Here is a 13,340-nt window from a genome sequence, read left to right on the forward strand (position 1 = left end):
ATTGCGCGCAGATGTGTGACAATACGTTGTTACTCAACACGGAAGAAGTCGATGTACATCGGAGAAGTTTCTCAACGCACTGGATTATCCGCTAAAGCGATCCGGCTTTATGAGGAGATGGGCCTGATTCGTACCTTACCTCGGGTGAACCGATACCGGACCTATGCTGAAACGGATATTGAGGTCTTGCAGTTGATCGCAGAAGCCAAACAACTGGGGGTGACTCTGAATCGCCTGAAAGGTGTGATCCGGTATCAGCATGGTGTGGTGGACTGGGCGCGCATTCATCAGTTTTTAAAGGACGTCCGGGGTGAGCTGATGGCAGAACGCCAGCGACTGAATGCGCAAATTCAGCAGGTCGAGCAATGCCTTGCAACGATCCATACTTGTCCTCAGGGGCTTGACTCTGTCCTATAGGGCAGACTTTACACTCATGATTGATCTTGGATAACAAGGAAATATCATGAGCAAAAAAATTCTGTTACTGAATGCCAATCCGAAAGCGGAAAGCTTTGCAAAGTCTCTTGCTGATGCATATGAGATTGAAGCAAGAGAGCACGCGAGTGTGCGTCGTCTGAACCTGTCTGAGATGCATTTCACCCCCAGCCTTGATGCGGGTTACGATGCAGTTCAGCCGTTAGAACCCTGCCTTTCGCATTTCCAGGAATCCCTGCGGTGGGCTGAACATATCGTGATTGTGTCACCGATCTGGTGGGGTGGATTACCCGCTAAATTGAAAGGCTTCATTGATCGAACCTTCTTGCCGGGATTTGCTTTTCAGTTTGAAGGCGATAACCCGGAGCCGGTGCCGTTACTGAAAGGGAAAACGGCCCGGATCATTCTGACGATGGATGCCCCTGCCGAAATGCTGGCCGAACAGGCTGAACCTGTGCTGGCCCAGCTTGACCGTTTTACGCTTCAGTTTTGCGGGGTCAGCCCTGCCGAAACCACTTTGCTGGGGTCGGTGATCCTGTCGACAGAAACCCAGCGGCAATTATGGCTGAAAGACATTCAAGCACTTGGGCGGCTGGGGCTGTAGCGATGCTGTGAGACACCGGATGGAATTTACACATGGGCTGACATCTTTTCGGTCAGCCATCTCCGGTAAAATTCAACAAAGGTTCTGACTTTCGCCGGAATAAATGCACCCGGCGGGAAGACGGCGTAAATCCCGCCTCTGGGTAATTGCCAGTCGGTGAACAAGGGCACTAATTCCGGATCGTTTTCGCCGAAATGGGTCGCAATCACCGACAATCCCGCGTTACTTTTGATCAGGCTGCGCATGGCACTGGTGTTGTCGACCCGAACATGACTTTGCATCTGAACCTGAACCTGTTCGTCTGCCCGGGTGAACGTCCAGGTCAGCGCGCTTGGCAGGGGCGAAAACTCAATCCAGCGATGATGTTTCAGTTCGCTCGGATGCTGTGGTCTGCCCATTTCCTGTATATATCCGGCAGAAGCCATCACACGCTGCTCAAACTCGCCCAGTTTCTGCGCCCGAAGGCTGGAATCTTTCAGCCATCCCATCCGAATGGCTAAATCAATCCCATCGCGCACCATGTCCGACACCTTATCGCCGCCCCGCAGCTCAACCGTGAGCTTTGGATGTCGTTTTGAAAAAGCGGCCACAGCGGGAGCCAGCATCAGTGCCATATGATCTACTGGCGCCGTGATCCGCAGGGTGCCAGACAGAGTTTGCGCACTGGTACTGGCTTCGCTGAGTGTTTCGTCCAGCTTTGTCAGCAATGGCTGGCAGGCCAGATAGAGCTGCTGACCCGCTTCCGTCAGCGTGACCTGACGCGTGGTCCGGTTAAACAGCGCAGAACCCAGATGGGCTTCCAGCGCTTTGATATTCAGGCTGATCTTGGTTTTCGTACAGCCCAGTTTCTCGGCCGCAGCCGTAAATGATCCTGCCTCAACGGTGGCAATGAATAAGGGCAGGGTATTGAGATCAAGTGTGTGGCTCATCATGCTGACTGTTATGGAATCAATAACAGTGAATTATCCAACGGCGTATTTTTCAAATCAATCTTTCATCGCACAATGTGTCCATCAACGAAAACAATCGAGGACAACATCATGAACATTGCAATCATTGGCGCAAGTGGTTTTATTGGTTCAGCACTGCGAGAAGAAGCACTGAGCCGTGGTCATCAGGTGACGGCACTGGTCAGTCGTCCAGAGCGCCTGGCAACACAACCCGGCCTGACGATTCAGAAAGCCGATGTGCAGGATACCCAGGCACTGACAGCGCAACTGGCAGGTTACGATGCCGTACTGAGCGCATTTTCCGGGCACGCACAAACGGATGTCGCCGGTTACTTTGCTCAGGGTTTCGACAGCATTCTGGCGGCAGCACAAGCTGCAGAGGCCAATCGCCTGATGGTTGTTGGTGGCGCGGGCTCTCTGGAAGTCGCACCCGGTGTACAACTGATTGATACGCCAGAGTTTCCGGTGGAATACAAAGCCACAGCCGAAGGGGCCAGATATGCGCTGAATGCACTGCGTGCCCAGCAGGGCGTGAACTGGACCATGTTGTCTCCGGCGGCGATGATTGCACCGGGCGAGCGGACCGGCCAGTATCAGCTGGGTACCGATCAGTTGCTCACGGACGCGGCAGGCAACAGCCAGATTTCAGTTGAAGACTACGCAAAAGCCATGATTGATGAGCTGGAAGCCCCTGTGAATATGAATCAACGCTTCACGCTGGCTTACGCCTGATCCCGTCGTCCCTGCCTTTGGATGGAAAAAACGCAGCTTCGGCTGCGTTTTTGGGTTTTCATCGTTCATGGTCATGATTTTTCACCTATATTTCATCTGCATGGAAAAATAAGCCATTGTTTGAGGACACGATTCATATAGGGAATTGGCATGCAAAAACAACAGGACAAAATCGGGCTCGCGCTGCTCGGGGTTTTTATTTTTCTCGGGTTGGCATGTTTAGGATATTTGCTGGGGCATGCAGCACTGGCTTATAAACAATTCGATCGTAGTGTGACGGTAAAAGGATTGTCTGAACGGGAGTTTCTGGCGGATATTGTGATCTGGCCGATTCAGTTTAACGTTGCCAGCAATGATCTGGGGGAGCTGTATCAGATGCTGGACGGACAGACGTCGCAAATTCGTGCTTATCTTCGCAGCAATGGCATCGGCGCGAATGAAATCTCTGTCTCTACCCCGGCGATCACCGATAAATCGGCTCAGCAATATGGCAACGAGGCTCAGGTGGCTTACCGATATACGGCGTTTCAAACCGTGACCGTTTATTCCAGCGAGATTGAAAATGTCCGGGCTGTGATGGGATCCCTGTCAGAACTAGGGAAACAGGGGATTGTCTTTACCGGTGATGCGTATCAGACGCAGACTGAATATCTCTTTACCCGTCTGAACGAGATTAAGCCCGGCATGATTGAAGAAGCCACGACCAACGCCCGTGAAGTGGCACAAAAATTTGCATCGGACTCCGACAGCACACTCGGCAAAATCCGCAAAGCGTCGCAGGGACAGTTTTCAATCAGTGCGCGCGATAAAAATAATCCGCATATTAAGAAAATCAGAGTCGTTTCAACCGTCGAATATTATTTGTCGGATTGAGTCATTGAATCCAAGGAGGAAAGATGAAAACAGCATTGGTCACCGGTGGCAGCCAGGGAATCGGACTCGAAACAGTGTTGCGTTTGGTGGCAGAAGATTATCAGGTCATTACCTGTTCAAGACGGGAATCCGTCTGGCAGCAACAGGTTGCGCGGTATCCGCAACTCAGTTCTGTGGATTATCATGCGGTGGATATTGGCGATGACTCGCAGTTGAATCGCTTGTTTGCACATATTCAAGAGACATACGGCAAGCTGGATCTGGCGGTGAATAATGCGTCGCCTGAACTGGCTTCCCGCGGACAATTTTCTGAAGTTGCCCCTTCAGCGCTGCGCGAAACACTTGAGCAGGATTTCTGGGCACAGGCCGTGTGTTTACAACTGGAGCTTCAACTCATGCAGTCCGGGGCTGCGATTGTGAATCTCAGTTCTGTGAATGGATTGCGTCCAACCCCCAACGCTGCGATGTACAGCGCTGCAAAACATGCCATTGAAGGCTTAACCCGATCGGTTGCACTGGAGGCGATTCAGCAGGGAATTCGCATCAATGCTGTCGCGCCAGGGGTGACCTGGACAGCCCGCTGGGAAGCCCGGGAAGCAGCCGTGCCCGGCACCCGGACAGAGGTGTCTGCGGTTGTACCAATCAAACGCTATGCTGAATCTGCTGAGGTGGTTGAAGCCATCCTGTTTCTTTTGTCCGACAAAGCCAGCTATATCGTGGGGCATACACTGGTCGTGGATGGCGGATTGAGTTTAAGTTGAATGGAATCTGTGAGTTGCCGGTATTTAATGCCACTGAAAATAAAAGCTTTCGTTCCCAATTACGTACTCATTTGACTGAACCTGAGCGGCGTCTCTGGAGAAAACTGCGTTGTCATCAGCTTGGCGTGAAGTTTCGTCGTCAGCATGGTATTGGCCGATATATTGTGGATTTCTATTGCCCGGATACAAAGCTGGTGATTGAAATTGATGGCGATAGCCATAGCCATTATTCGGAACTGGGTCTGCAGTACGATGCAAAGCGTGATGCCTTGATGGCTGAATTAGGGATTCGGGTATTACGTTTTACGAATCAGGAAGTGATGTGTAATTTAGACGAAGTTGTTGAGATGATATATCGGCTGATTCACCGATGAAGCGCGCTCAGATTTGGAACTGGCGCTGGTGTTTGATAACCCCACCTAGCCTCCCCCTTGAAAAGGGGGAGGGATTGATCGAGCTTGTTGTGAGCATTGAGTTTTCTTTCGCCATTGGCAAGGGGAGGGTTAGGGTGGGGTTCGTGAAGCGCGCTCAGATTTGGAACTGGCGCTGGTGTTTGATAACCCCCACCTAGCCTCCCCCTTGAAAAGGGGGAGGGATTGATCGAGCTTGTTGTGAGCATTGAGTTTTCTTTCGCCATTGGTAATGGGAGGGGTTAGGGTGGGGTTCGTGAAGCGTGCTCAGATTTGGAACTGGCGCTGATGTTTGATAACCCCCTCCTAGCCTCCCCCTTGAAAAGGGGGAGGGACAGATCGAGCATGCTGCGATCACCAATGATTCCCTCCCCTTGGCAAGGGGAGGGGTTAGGGTGGGGTTCGTGAAGCGCGCTCAGATTTGGAACTGGCGCTGGTGTTTGATAACCCCCTCCTAGCCTCCCCCTTGAAAAGGGGGAGGGATTGATCGAACTTGTTGCGAGCGCTGATGATTCCCTCCCCTTGGCAAGGGGAGGGTTAGGGTGGGGTTCGTGAAGCGCTCAGATTTGGAACTGGCGCTGGTGTTTGATAACCCCTTCTAGCCTCCCCTTGAAAAGGGGGAGGGATTGATCGAACTTGCTGCGAGCACTGATTATTCCCTCCCCTTGGCAAGGGGAGGGTTAGGGTGGGGTTCGTGAATCGCGCTCAGATTTGGAACTGGCGCTGGTGTTTGATAACCCCCTCCTAGCCCCCCTTGAAAAGGGGGAGGGACAGATCGCGTTTGCTGCGAGCGCTGTGTTTTCCTTCGCCTTATGGGAAGAACAGATCGCGTTTGTTGTGAGCACTGATTATTCCCTCCCCTTGGCGAGGGTTAGGGTGGGGTTCGTGAATCGCGCTCAGATTTGGAACTGGCGCTGGTGTTTGATAACCCCCACCTAGCCTCCCCCTTGAAAAGGGGGAGGGATTGATCGAGCTTGCTGCGAGCGCTGATTATTCCCTCCCCTTGGTAAGGGGAGGGTTAGGGTGGGGTTCGTGAAGCGCGCTCAGATTTGGAACTGGCGCTGGTGTTTGATAACCCCCACCTAGCCTCCCCCTTGAAAAGGGGGAGGGACAGATCGCGTTTGCTGCGAGCGCTGTGTTTTCCTTCGCCTTATGGGAGGAACAGATCGCGTTTGCTGTGAGCACTGATTATTCCCTCCCCTTGGCGAGGGTTAGGGTGGGGTTCGAACAGCGCGCACGGATTCGGAACTGGCGTTGGTGTTTGATAACCCCCACCTAGCCTCCCCTTGAAAAGGGGGAGGGACAGATCGAGCATGCTGCGATCACCAATGATTCCCTCCCCTTGGCGAGGGTTAGGGTGGGGTTCGTGAATCGCGCTCAGATTTGGATTTGGCGCTGGTGTTTGATAACCCCCTCCTAGCCTCCCCCTTGAAAAGGGGGAGGGATTGATCGAGCATGCTGCGATCACTAATGATTCCCTCCCTTTGGCGAGGGTTAGGGTGGGGTTCGAACAGCGCGCACGGATTCGGAACTGGCGCTGGTGTTTGATAACCCCACCTAGCCTCCCCCTTGAAAAAGGGGGAGGGATTGCTCGAGCATACTGCGAGCGCTAAATTTTCCTTCACTTTGGCTAGGGGAGGGATTGATCGAGCATGTTGCGATCACTGACTTTCTCTCCTTTGAGGGGGAAGAAATGCTACAGGTGCTGATTTCCAGAAGAGATCGAATTCAGCAACACCCCAGTACACTTCTCTGCCGCATCCAGATCTTTCCCGACAAATGCCGACACAATGGCACCTTCTTTCAACAGGCAAATGGCATCCACTAAGGCCTCGTCTGGTGTGTGAAGGTGTTGCTGAATCAGCAACCGGACTTTGCGTTTGTGTTCGCTGCAATAGTCGGCAATGACGGTGTTTTCTTCACTGAATTCAGCCGATGCATTGATAAAAAAACAGCCTCGAAAGGGGCTCAGTTCAGGCACCCGGCCATGGAACCAGTCACTCAGGGCGCTGAAGAGGCAGGTGATCACGTCAGCATGGGTGTGTGCCGGTGCCAGACGTCGCGCCAACCAGGCCATGAAGATCTCATCGCGTGCGGCCAGCGTGGCGAGGATCAGCTCATCTTTGCTGGCAAAGTGGCTGTAGAGTGTTTTTTTGGCCACGCCAGAGACTTTCAGCACTTCGTTAATCCCCACGGCATGAATACCGTGACGGTAGAACAGCGTCAGCGCGGTGCTGATCAGTTGCTGTCGTTTGTCGGTTTTCATCTGAAACCTCTCTGATTCACTGAGTTCATAAGGATGTTGACACAAGGAGACCGATCTGTCTACTCTAATGAAGGAGACAAATCGGTCTACCTAAAACACAAAGGAGTATCAAATGAATCAATACGGTATGGCGCTGATTTCTGGCATTGGCGCGGCTTTGGCGATTGGGCTGTTATCACTGGCAGACAGCATGACAACCGCCGGACTCTGGCTGATGGCACCGTTCGGAGCGACAGCCGTGCTGGTGTTTGGGGTGCCGGACAGCCCGCTGGCACAGCCAAAGAATGTGATCGCCGGTCACCTGCTGACAGCCTTTATCGGTGTCTTTTTTGTCGCTTTTATTGGCGTCACCCCACTGACGATGGCGATTGCATCTGGCTTGGCCGTTTCTGCGATGTTGCTGACGAAAACCACCCATCCGCCTGCAGGCGCCAATCCGCTGTTGATTATGCTGACCGGACAAAGCTGGTCTTTTCTGCTCACTCCGGTGCTGATTGGTGCGGTGGTCATGGTGCTGATGGGTCAGATGGTGAAGCACCGGGGCTGGGTGTTGAGTCGCTGACCGCGCTGAAAGCATCCATCTGATCTCGGTAAGATGTCATTATTTGCGTGAAAAAATGTCTCTTTTTGGCCTAGGCAATGACTCAGGCAGTTCATAGCATGGAAAGCATCAAATGGATTCTTTTCAGATGCGGAACGAGGACGAATGGATATTTCCCGTAACACGCAAATCATCGCTATTTCGGTGGGGGTGCTGGTGACCTTCTGGGCATCATCGATCAAGGGCAGCTATCAGGTTTACTTTCTGGATCTGGCTAGCATGTGTGGACTTGGTCGGGGTGTGTTTTCGCTCACCAGCGCCCTGTTTGGCTTATCGATTGGCATTTTGTCTCCGGTGGTCGGCTGGATTTGCGACCGGATTGGCCCGGCGCAGACCATTTTATCGGGTGTCATTGTGGCAATGTTTGTGTATTTGCTCATGACACTCACCTTTCATTTCTGGCTGTTTCTGGTGCTTTTCGGGGTACTGGCAGCTTACGCATTAACCGCCATGACCTTCGTCCCGCTGGCATTACTGGTGGACCGCATTTTTGACCATCGCAACAAAGGCATGGCTTATGCGGCGATCACCAACGGCACCGCGATTGGCTTTATGGTGTTGTCACCGCTCTGGGTCTGGCTCAATACGTTTCTGGTCTGGCAGGACATCAGCCTGATCATCTTTGGTGTCTTTACGTTGCTGATTCTGCCAGCCAGTCTCTGGCTGTGCCGTCTGTTTCCCCGTCGTGCGTTTGTGCTCGCGCCAGAGGCTGAAAATCAGCCGGATGCGCTGACATGGCATCAGCATCTAAGAAAACCGCTGTTCCTGCTGCTGGCATTGTCTTTCGGGGGGTGCGGGGCATCCATGGCGTACATTGATGTGCATCTGGTCCCGCTGCTTCAGGAGCGTTTCAGTGGCGGGGAAGGCGAAGCCACCCTTGTGGCCACGTCGCTCAGTGTGCTCGGTGCTGCGGAACTGGTGGGTGCATTCTGGGTGGGATATCTGCTGCGTTTTTCAGCGCCGGCACTGATTCTGGCAGGTCTTTATCTGGTTCGCGGAGCATCGCTGCTGATTGTGCTGGCGGCAGACAACCTGCTGATGTGCATGATCTTCGCGGTTCTTTTTGGTCTGACTTATATGGGCACGGTGATCGTGACGTCCATGATGTGTCTGCAGGCTTATGGCGAACAGGTGAAAGGGAAAATCTTCGGCTGCCTGTTTACCGTGCATCAGATCTTTGTGTTCGGCACGGTCTGGCTGGGAGGGTTATCTTTCGATGCCACACAAAGTTATGCCGGGGTCACACTGGCGGTTTCCGGGCTGTGTTTTGTGTCTGCTGTCACCGGGCTGCTGTTCTTCTTTTCAGAGCCGTTCAAAACTCGCTCCGGCCTGGCACAGCAAGGGCAGGAGTGAGCCTGTTTTGGTTCAGCCCGCACTGTCTGGTTCAGCATTGCAAGACCGATGTGAATCAATCATCTGGGCCGCAGTGTTGTGCTTCGTCGCAAATTTTCCGGGCAGCGACTGATACTTTTTCTTCCAGGCGGCGCGCAATGCGCTGGCCTGAGGAAAGCCGGATTTCAGCGCAGCAGATTCAATTGTCTCCCCGTTATCGAGATAGCTTTTCGCTTCTTCCAGCCGCAGTTCGACCAGATAGGCCCGGATGGTGATGCCCGTCGCTTGTTTGAACTCGCGCTGCATGTGGCGGGAAGACACACGAAAGCGGGCAGCAACGTCGTTTAATGTGATTTTTTCGCTGATCCGGCGCTGCAAATCATCCTGAATCGCATGGACCAGCGGTGAAATATGGCTGCGATAGGAAAGCTGTTTCGAGATTTGCGGATCATTGGCCATTCTGCGGCGGTAGACCACCAGTTCTCTGGCGATGTTCATGGCAAAGGCACAGCCGTTGCGCTCCTCTATCAGTTGAAGCGCCAGATCAATTCCGGCGGTCACGCCTGCCGTGGTATAGACTTGCCCGTCCTGCACCACAATCCGTTCCGGCAGCACTGTGGTCGCCGGAAACTGTTCAGATAATTGCTGCGTCAGCTGATGATGTGTGGTGCAGTGTCTGTCATCCAGCCAGCCTGCCAGTCCGAGCAGAAAAGCACCGGTACAGATACCGACGATTTTCGTTTGTGTCTGCGGCACGGTTCTGAGCCAGTCGATACAGTGTTCACTGGCCTGATTACGATAAATGCCATGGTGATATTTGGAAGCGCAGACCATCACGATCGACGGTTCAGGCAAGCTTTCCGGCAAAGGTTCAATGCCACAGAAAGTCAGTCCCTGATGGCTGTGACAGGTCGTCTGATCGCCGATATAGTGCAGTTCCAGAGGCATGCCCTGGCTGAGCGCTTCATGAAAAGCCTGACAGGGCCCCGCCAGATCCAGCAGATGCACATCCGGCGTCAGCAGAAAATAAATAGAAAGTGGCACGGGGTTGATCCGGTCAGATGCCATAGCCTGTCAGTCCTTTGAAACAGAGAGTATGCAATGTATCACTCCGCCTTGTACGAAAGCCACCGCTGGATCCAACAGGCGCGAGATCCTCTGTGAGCGAAATTTATTGATATGTCCGACTGTAAGGGTCGTGTGTCCGATCGGAGATATGTATTTCCGACCTGACCTGACACAATAGCATCATACGTTCCGCGTATTTTTCTACGATCTCAATCTAAGGCAGCGCATGATCTACTTATTACCCTTATTGACGGTATCAATTTGGGCAGGGAATGCCATTGTTAACAAACTTTCATTCAGCGTGATTGATCCGGGAGCGATCGCATTTTACCGCTGGTTTTTTGCCATGCTGGCACTCACCCCTTTTGTACTGAAATCTGTGATTCAAAACTGGGCCAGCATTAAACCCTATTTGTCAAAACTGGCATTTCTGGCAGTGCTCGGCATGGTGCTGAACCAATCGCTGGGGTACTTTGCAGCACCCACGACCACAGCCACGAATATGGCACTGATTATGTCGCTGGTTCCGCTGATGAGCATGTTCCTGAGCGTCCCGATTCTGAAACAAAGACTCTCGCCACTGGCTTTTATCGGCGCTGTACTGTCTTTGGGCGGACTGGTGCTGATGCTCAGCCATGGCGATCCGTCGCAGTTGCTGTCTCAGGGCATGAATCAAGGGGATGCTTTGCTTCTGCTGGCTGCTTTTGTGTATGCGCTGTATTGTGTGCTGATCAAACGGTGGGACATGCCGCTGAGTAACTGGCACTCGGTGTATGTTCAGGGCGTGTTTGCCGTGCTGTTTCTGCTACCGATGCTCTTTACCAGCCAGCGGATTGGCATCACCGGTGAATCGCTGCCGCTGATTCTGTTTGCTGCGATTCCGGCCTCGGTGATTGCCCCCTGGTGCTGGTTGAAAGCCATCAAGATGCTGGGTGCCGATAAAACGGCAATGTTCATGAACCTGATGCCCGTGATTACAGCCATCATTGCCAGCTTCTTATTGAACGAACAACTTGAGCCTGTTCATCTGATTGGCGGGGGCATGGTCCTGTGCGGTGTCGCGATTGCCCAAATCAAACGCAGAGCTCGTCGCCGCAAGCTGGTGGCCGCGTAAAATTCAACCGGATTATATGTATCGAGGCAGCGGAAACGCTGCCTTTTTCGTATCTGTACTTTGGGAGTAGGTCCGATTTCGTCGGCTATGCATGAATATCCGACCATTTCAGTCCGAACTTTGCCAGATACTTTTGCAGGCGGCTGGAGTCGTTACTGGACGATTTCTGTAATCGGCTGACATTGAAGAGCACGCGTCCGGCAGCGGCCAGCGATTGATGCTGACGGCAAACCTGCAGTACATAGCTCAGCTGCTGCTGATCAAAGTCGTCTAAGGATTGTGCCGTTTCCGGCGGCAAAAATTGCGTCACGATATGTTGATCTGCCGGGACATCTTGCTGCCAGTGGGATGCAAGACGGGTGATTTCTTCACGCACATCTTCCACAGCAATTCGAGAAGCGTCGGCCAGCGTACATAAACGGGTAATGGCTGCAGTTAAATCCCGGAAATTTCCCCGCCAGAGGGCATGTGGCGATTGTGCAAATCGCAGAAATTCAGTTCTTGCTTCCTTGCTGAACTGTACGCGCTTTCCGTTTTTTCGGGTAAAGCGTTCCAGTTCAAAGTCGAGGTTCGCCGGAATATCTTCGCGGCGATCTTTCAGTGCCGGGAGTGAATAGGTCCATAAGTTTATCCGGGCCAACAAGTCCTCACGGAATTCCCCGGTACGAATCTGTTGTTGCAGATCCCGATTGGTTCCGGCAATGAGCTGAAAGTGGCTGGTCACCGTTTGATCACTGCCCACAGGATGAAAGGTTTTGTTTTCGATAGCGTGGAGCAGCATGGCCTGTTCTTCCAGCCCCAGTTCTCCGATTTCATCCAGAAACAGTACACCATTGTTGGCTGTTTTCAGGAAGCCATCCCGGGCAGCCAAAGCTCCCGTAAACGCACCTTTGGTATGGCCAAACAATGCGGCCATCGCATTTTCGCCTTTTAAGGTGGCACAATTGACGGAGACTAGCGCACCTTCTACCGTGCCACGCATTTTTTTGAGCTGGTAGATTCTGGAAGCGAGCTGTGATTTACCTGCCCCCGTTGGTCCAGTCAGCAGGATGGGCTCTGGTGACCGTATGGCGACTTTTTCGATTTGGTTGATTAGTCGGTTGAAAGGTTCATTTTTGGTTGCGATACCCGCTTTCAGGAACTGACTGCCTTCTTGATGTTCGATATCGAATCGATTCGCGAGCTGATCATATCTGGATAAATCCAAATCAATGAGTTGCACTTGCCCGACAGATTTTATCGGATTGCGGCTATCGGGAGATGACTGGATGAGTTTGCCCGGAAAGTGACGGCTCTCGGTCAGCAGGTAACTGCAAATCTGAACGACATGCGTCCCCGTGGTGATGTGAAAGACATAATCACATTGATCCGTGTTGAAGTCTTGTTGTTTGCACCAGTCGAATAACTTGGCGTACACCTCCTCGAAATCCCATGGATCATGAAAGTTGAGGGTGTGTAACTCGACGTTGGTTTCCGGAGATATGGTCCCGATATCATCACGAATCTGATTTGCTAACCAGACACTTCGGTTGTCATGCATCAGGTGAAGCTGATCAATTTTCAGATCCTGCTGACTGCAAAGACTGACATTCGGGCGCCATTTTTGCCATCGGTCGACGCGTTTCCCGTAAAAGTCCAGCTTAGTACCCAGCAGACTGACTGCGACCCGCTTCTTCATGATGAACCTATCCAAATAGATAAATTGATATCTGATTATATTGCTTTTTCTGTGTTCGTCCGTCCAGCAGGAAATATGATCTTCTGCATTCAAATATTTTTTATTGAATTAAAACAAGTGGTTAAAATTTTTCCTTCGTGTGGTTCGAAGGTTGGCACACCAATTGAATTATCTGGTCTGTGATTTGATGGTTGTGATTCTGAGTCACGCCGGTGCGCCAAGCGATGCAAACGCGTATACCCGTCACACAAGCTTTTAAGTAGCTCAGCAGGTAGAGCAGCGAAGGATTTTTCGTGGGTCATGGGTTCGATTCCCATCTTAAAAACAGGATAGCTCATCGGTAGAGCAGCAATTTCATAGATTGCGTGTTGCGGGTTCGATTCCCGCTCCTACAAATACAGATAAAAAACACAACCGCGAACAATCGTGACTGACCGCTGTCGGCAAGCCGGCGGAAACCAAACGGATGTCAGCAAGCAGGATGCTCCCTGATTTCCCGGGTTTTTCGTCCACGGG

13 protein-coding genes and 1 tRNA gene are annotated in these 13,340 nt (G+C 52.2%); 10 read left to right on the forward strand and 4 right to left on the reverse strand.

Annotation, left to right across the window (positions count from 1 at the left end):
- The first annotated feature begins 51 nt into the window (after nt 1-51).
- Nucleotides 52-417 carry a MerR family transcriptional regulator gene (locus tag KDD30_RS24140; protein WP_211651146.1) on the forward strand — a complete coding sequence of 122 codons (366 nt, stop codon included), beginning with the start codon at nt 52-54 and terminating at the stop codon, nt 415-417.
- 46 nt (nt 418-463) lie between these two features.
- Entirely contained in the window at nt 464-1,039 is a 576-nt protein-coding gene (locus KDD30_RS24145; RefSeq protein WP_211651147.1) for an NAD(P)H-dependent oxidoreductase, read from the forward strand.
- Between the two features lie 26 nt (nt 1,040-1,065).
- Here KDD30_RS24145 and KDD30_RS24150 read toward each other — a convergent pair whose 3' ends face one another.
- Nucleotides 1,066-1,971 (reverse strand): LysR family transcriptional regulator, encoded by a 906-nt coding sequence (locus KDD30_RS24150; RefSeq protein WP_249199393.1) that lies wholly within the window; start codon nt 1,969-1,971, stop codon nt 1,066-1,068.
- A gap of 108 nt (nt 1,972-2,079) precedes the next feature.
- Between KDD30_RS24150 and KDD30_RS24155 the strand changes: the two genes are divergently transcribed.
- The 4 genes from KDD30_RS24155 to KDD30_RS24170 all read left to right on the forward strand — a co-directional run bounded on the left by KDD30_RS24155 (nt 2,080) and on the right by KDD30_RS24170 (nt 4,729).
- Complete coding sequence (locus KDD30_RS24155) at nt 2,080-2,721, forward strand: NAD(P)-dependent oxidoreductase (protein WP_211651148.1); 642 nt, start codon at nt 2,080-2,082, stop codon at nt 2,719-2,721.
- Nucleotides 2,722-2,871: 150 nt separating this feature from the next.
- Nucleotides 2,872-3,594 carry an SIMPL domain-containing protein gene (locus KDD30_RS24160; RefSeq protein ID WP_211651149.1) on the forward strand — a complete coding sequence of 241 codons (723 nt, stop codon included), beginning with the start codon at nt 2,872-2,874 and terminating at the stop codon, nt 3,592-3,594.
- A 23-nt stretch (nt 3,595-3,617) separates the two neighbouring features.
- Entirely contained in the window at nt 3,618-4,355 is a 738-nt protein-coding gene (locus KDD30_RS24165) for an SDR family NAD(P)-dependent oxidoreductase (RefSeq protein ID WP_211651150.1), read from the forward strand.
- Nucleotides 4,352-4,729 (forward strand): endonuclease domain-containing protein, encoded by a 378-nt coding sequence (locus tag KDD30_RS24170; protein WP_371826112.1) that lies wholly within the window; start codon nt 4,352-4,354, stop codon nt 4,727-4,729. The genes KDD30_RS24165 and KDD30_RS24170 overlap by 4 nt, the downstream gene beginning before the upstream one ends.
- Before the next feature lie 1,732 nt (nt 4,730-6,461).
- On the opposite strand, the gene KDD30_RS24175 is transcribed toward KDD30_RS24170, so the two are convergent.
- Nucleotides 6,462-7,031, reverse strand: a complete 570-nt coding sequence (locus KDD30_RS24175) for a TetR/AcrR family transcriptional regulator (RefSeq protein ID WP_211651151.1) — start codon at nt 7,029-7,031, stop codon at nt 6,462-6,464.
- A 112-nt stretch (nt 7,032-7,143) separates the two neighbouring features.
- Here KDD30_RS24175 and KDD30_RS24180 point away from each other — a divergent pair, with 112 nt between their 5' ends.
- A complete protein-coding gene (locus tag KDD30_RS24180; RefSeq protein ID WP_211651152.1) occupies nt 7,144-7,593 on the forward strand; it encodes an HPP family protein in 450 nt (149 codons plus the stop codon).
- Between the two features lie 144 nt (nt 7,594-7,737).
- The gene (locus KDD30_RS24185) at nt 7,738-8,985 is read left to right on the forward strand and encodes an MFS transporter (protein ID WP_211651153.1); all 1,248 of its coding nucleotides are present in this window, start codon (nt 7,738-7,740) and stop codon (nt 8,983-8,985) included.
- Nucleotides 8,986-8,997: 12 nt separating this feature from the next.
- Here the strand turns inward: KDD30_RS24185 and KDD30_RS24190 are convergent, their stop codons facing one another.
- Nucleotides 8,998-10,032 carry a GlxA family transcriptional regulator gene (locus KDD30_RS24190; RefSeq protein WP_211651154.1) on the reverse strand — a complete coding sequence of 345 codons (1,035 nt, stop codon included), beginning with the start codon at nt 10,030-10,032 and terminating at the stop codon, nt 8,998-9,000.
- Nucleotides 10,033-10,258: 226 nt separating this feature from the next.
- Here KDD30_RS24190 and KDD30_RS24195 point away from each other — a divergent pair, with 226 nt between their 5' ends.
- Nucleotides 10,259-11,146 carry a DMT family transporter gene (locus KDD30_RS24195; RefSeq protein ID WP_211651155.1) on the forward strand — a complete coding sequence of 296 codons (888 nt, stop codon included), beginning with the start codon at nt 10,259-10,261 and terminating at the stop codon, nt 11,144-11,146.
- A gap of 85 nt (nt 11,147-11,231) precedes the next feature.
- Here KDD30_RS24195 and rtcR read toward each other — a convergent pair whose 3' ends face one another.
- Nucleotides 11,232-12,824, reverse strand: coding sequence for an RNA repair transcriptional activator RtcR (gene rtcR / locus KDD30_RS24200; RefSeq protein WP_211651156.1), 1,593 nt, complete (start codon nt 12,822-12,824; stop codon nt 11,232-11,234).
- A 253-nt stretch (nt 12,825-13,077) separates the two neighbouring features.
- Here rtcR and KDD30_RS24205 point away from each other — a divergent pair.
- Nucleotides 13,078-13,149 (forward strand) — tRNA-Pro (locus tag KDD30_RS24205).
- The last annotated feature ends 191 nt before the right edge of the window (nt 13,150-13,340 follow it).

Origin of the sequence: Photobacterium sp. GJ3, assembly GCF_018199995.1 — a bacterium.
GTDB lineage: Bacteria > Pseudomonadota > Gammaproteobacteria > Enterobacterales > Vibrionaceae > Photobacterium.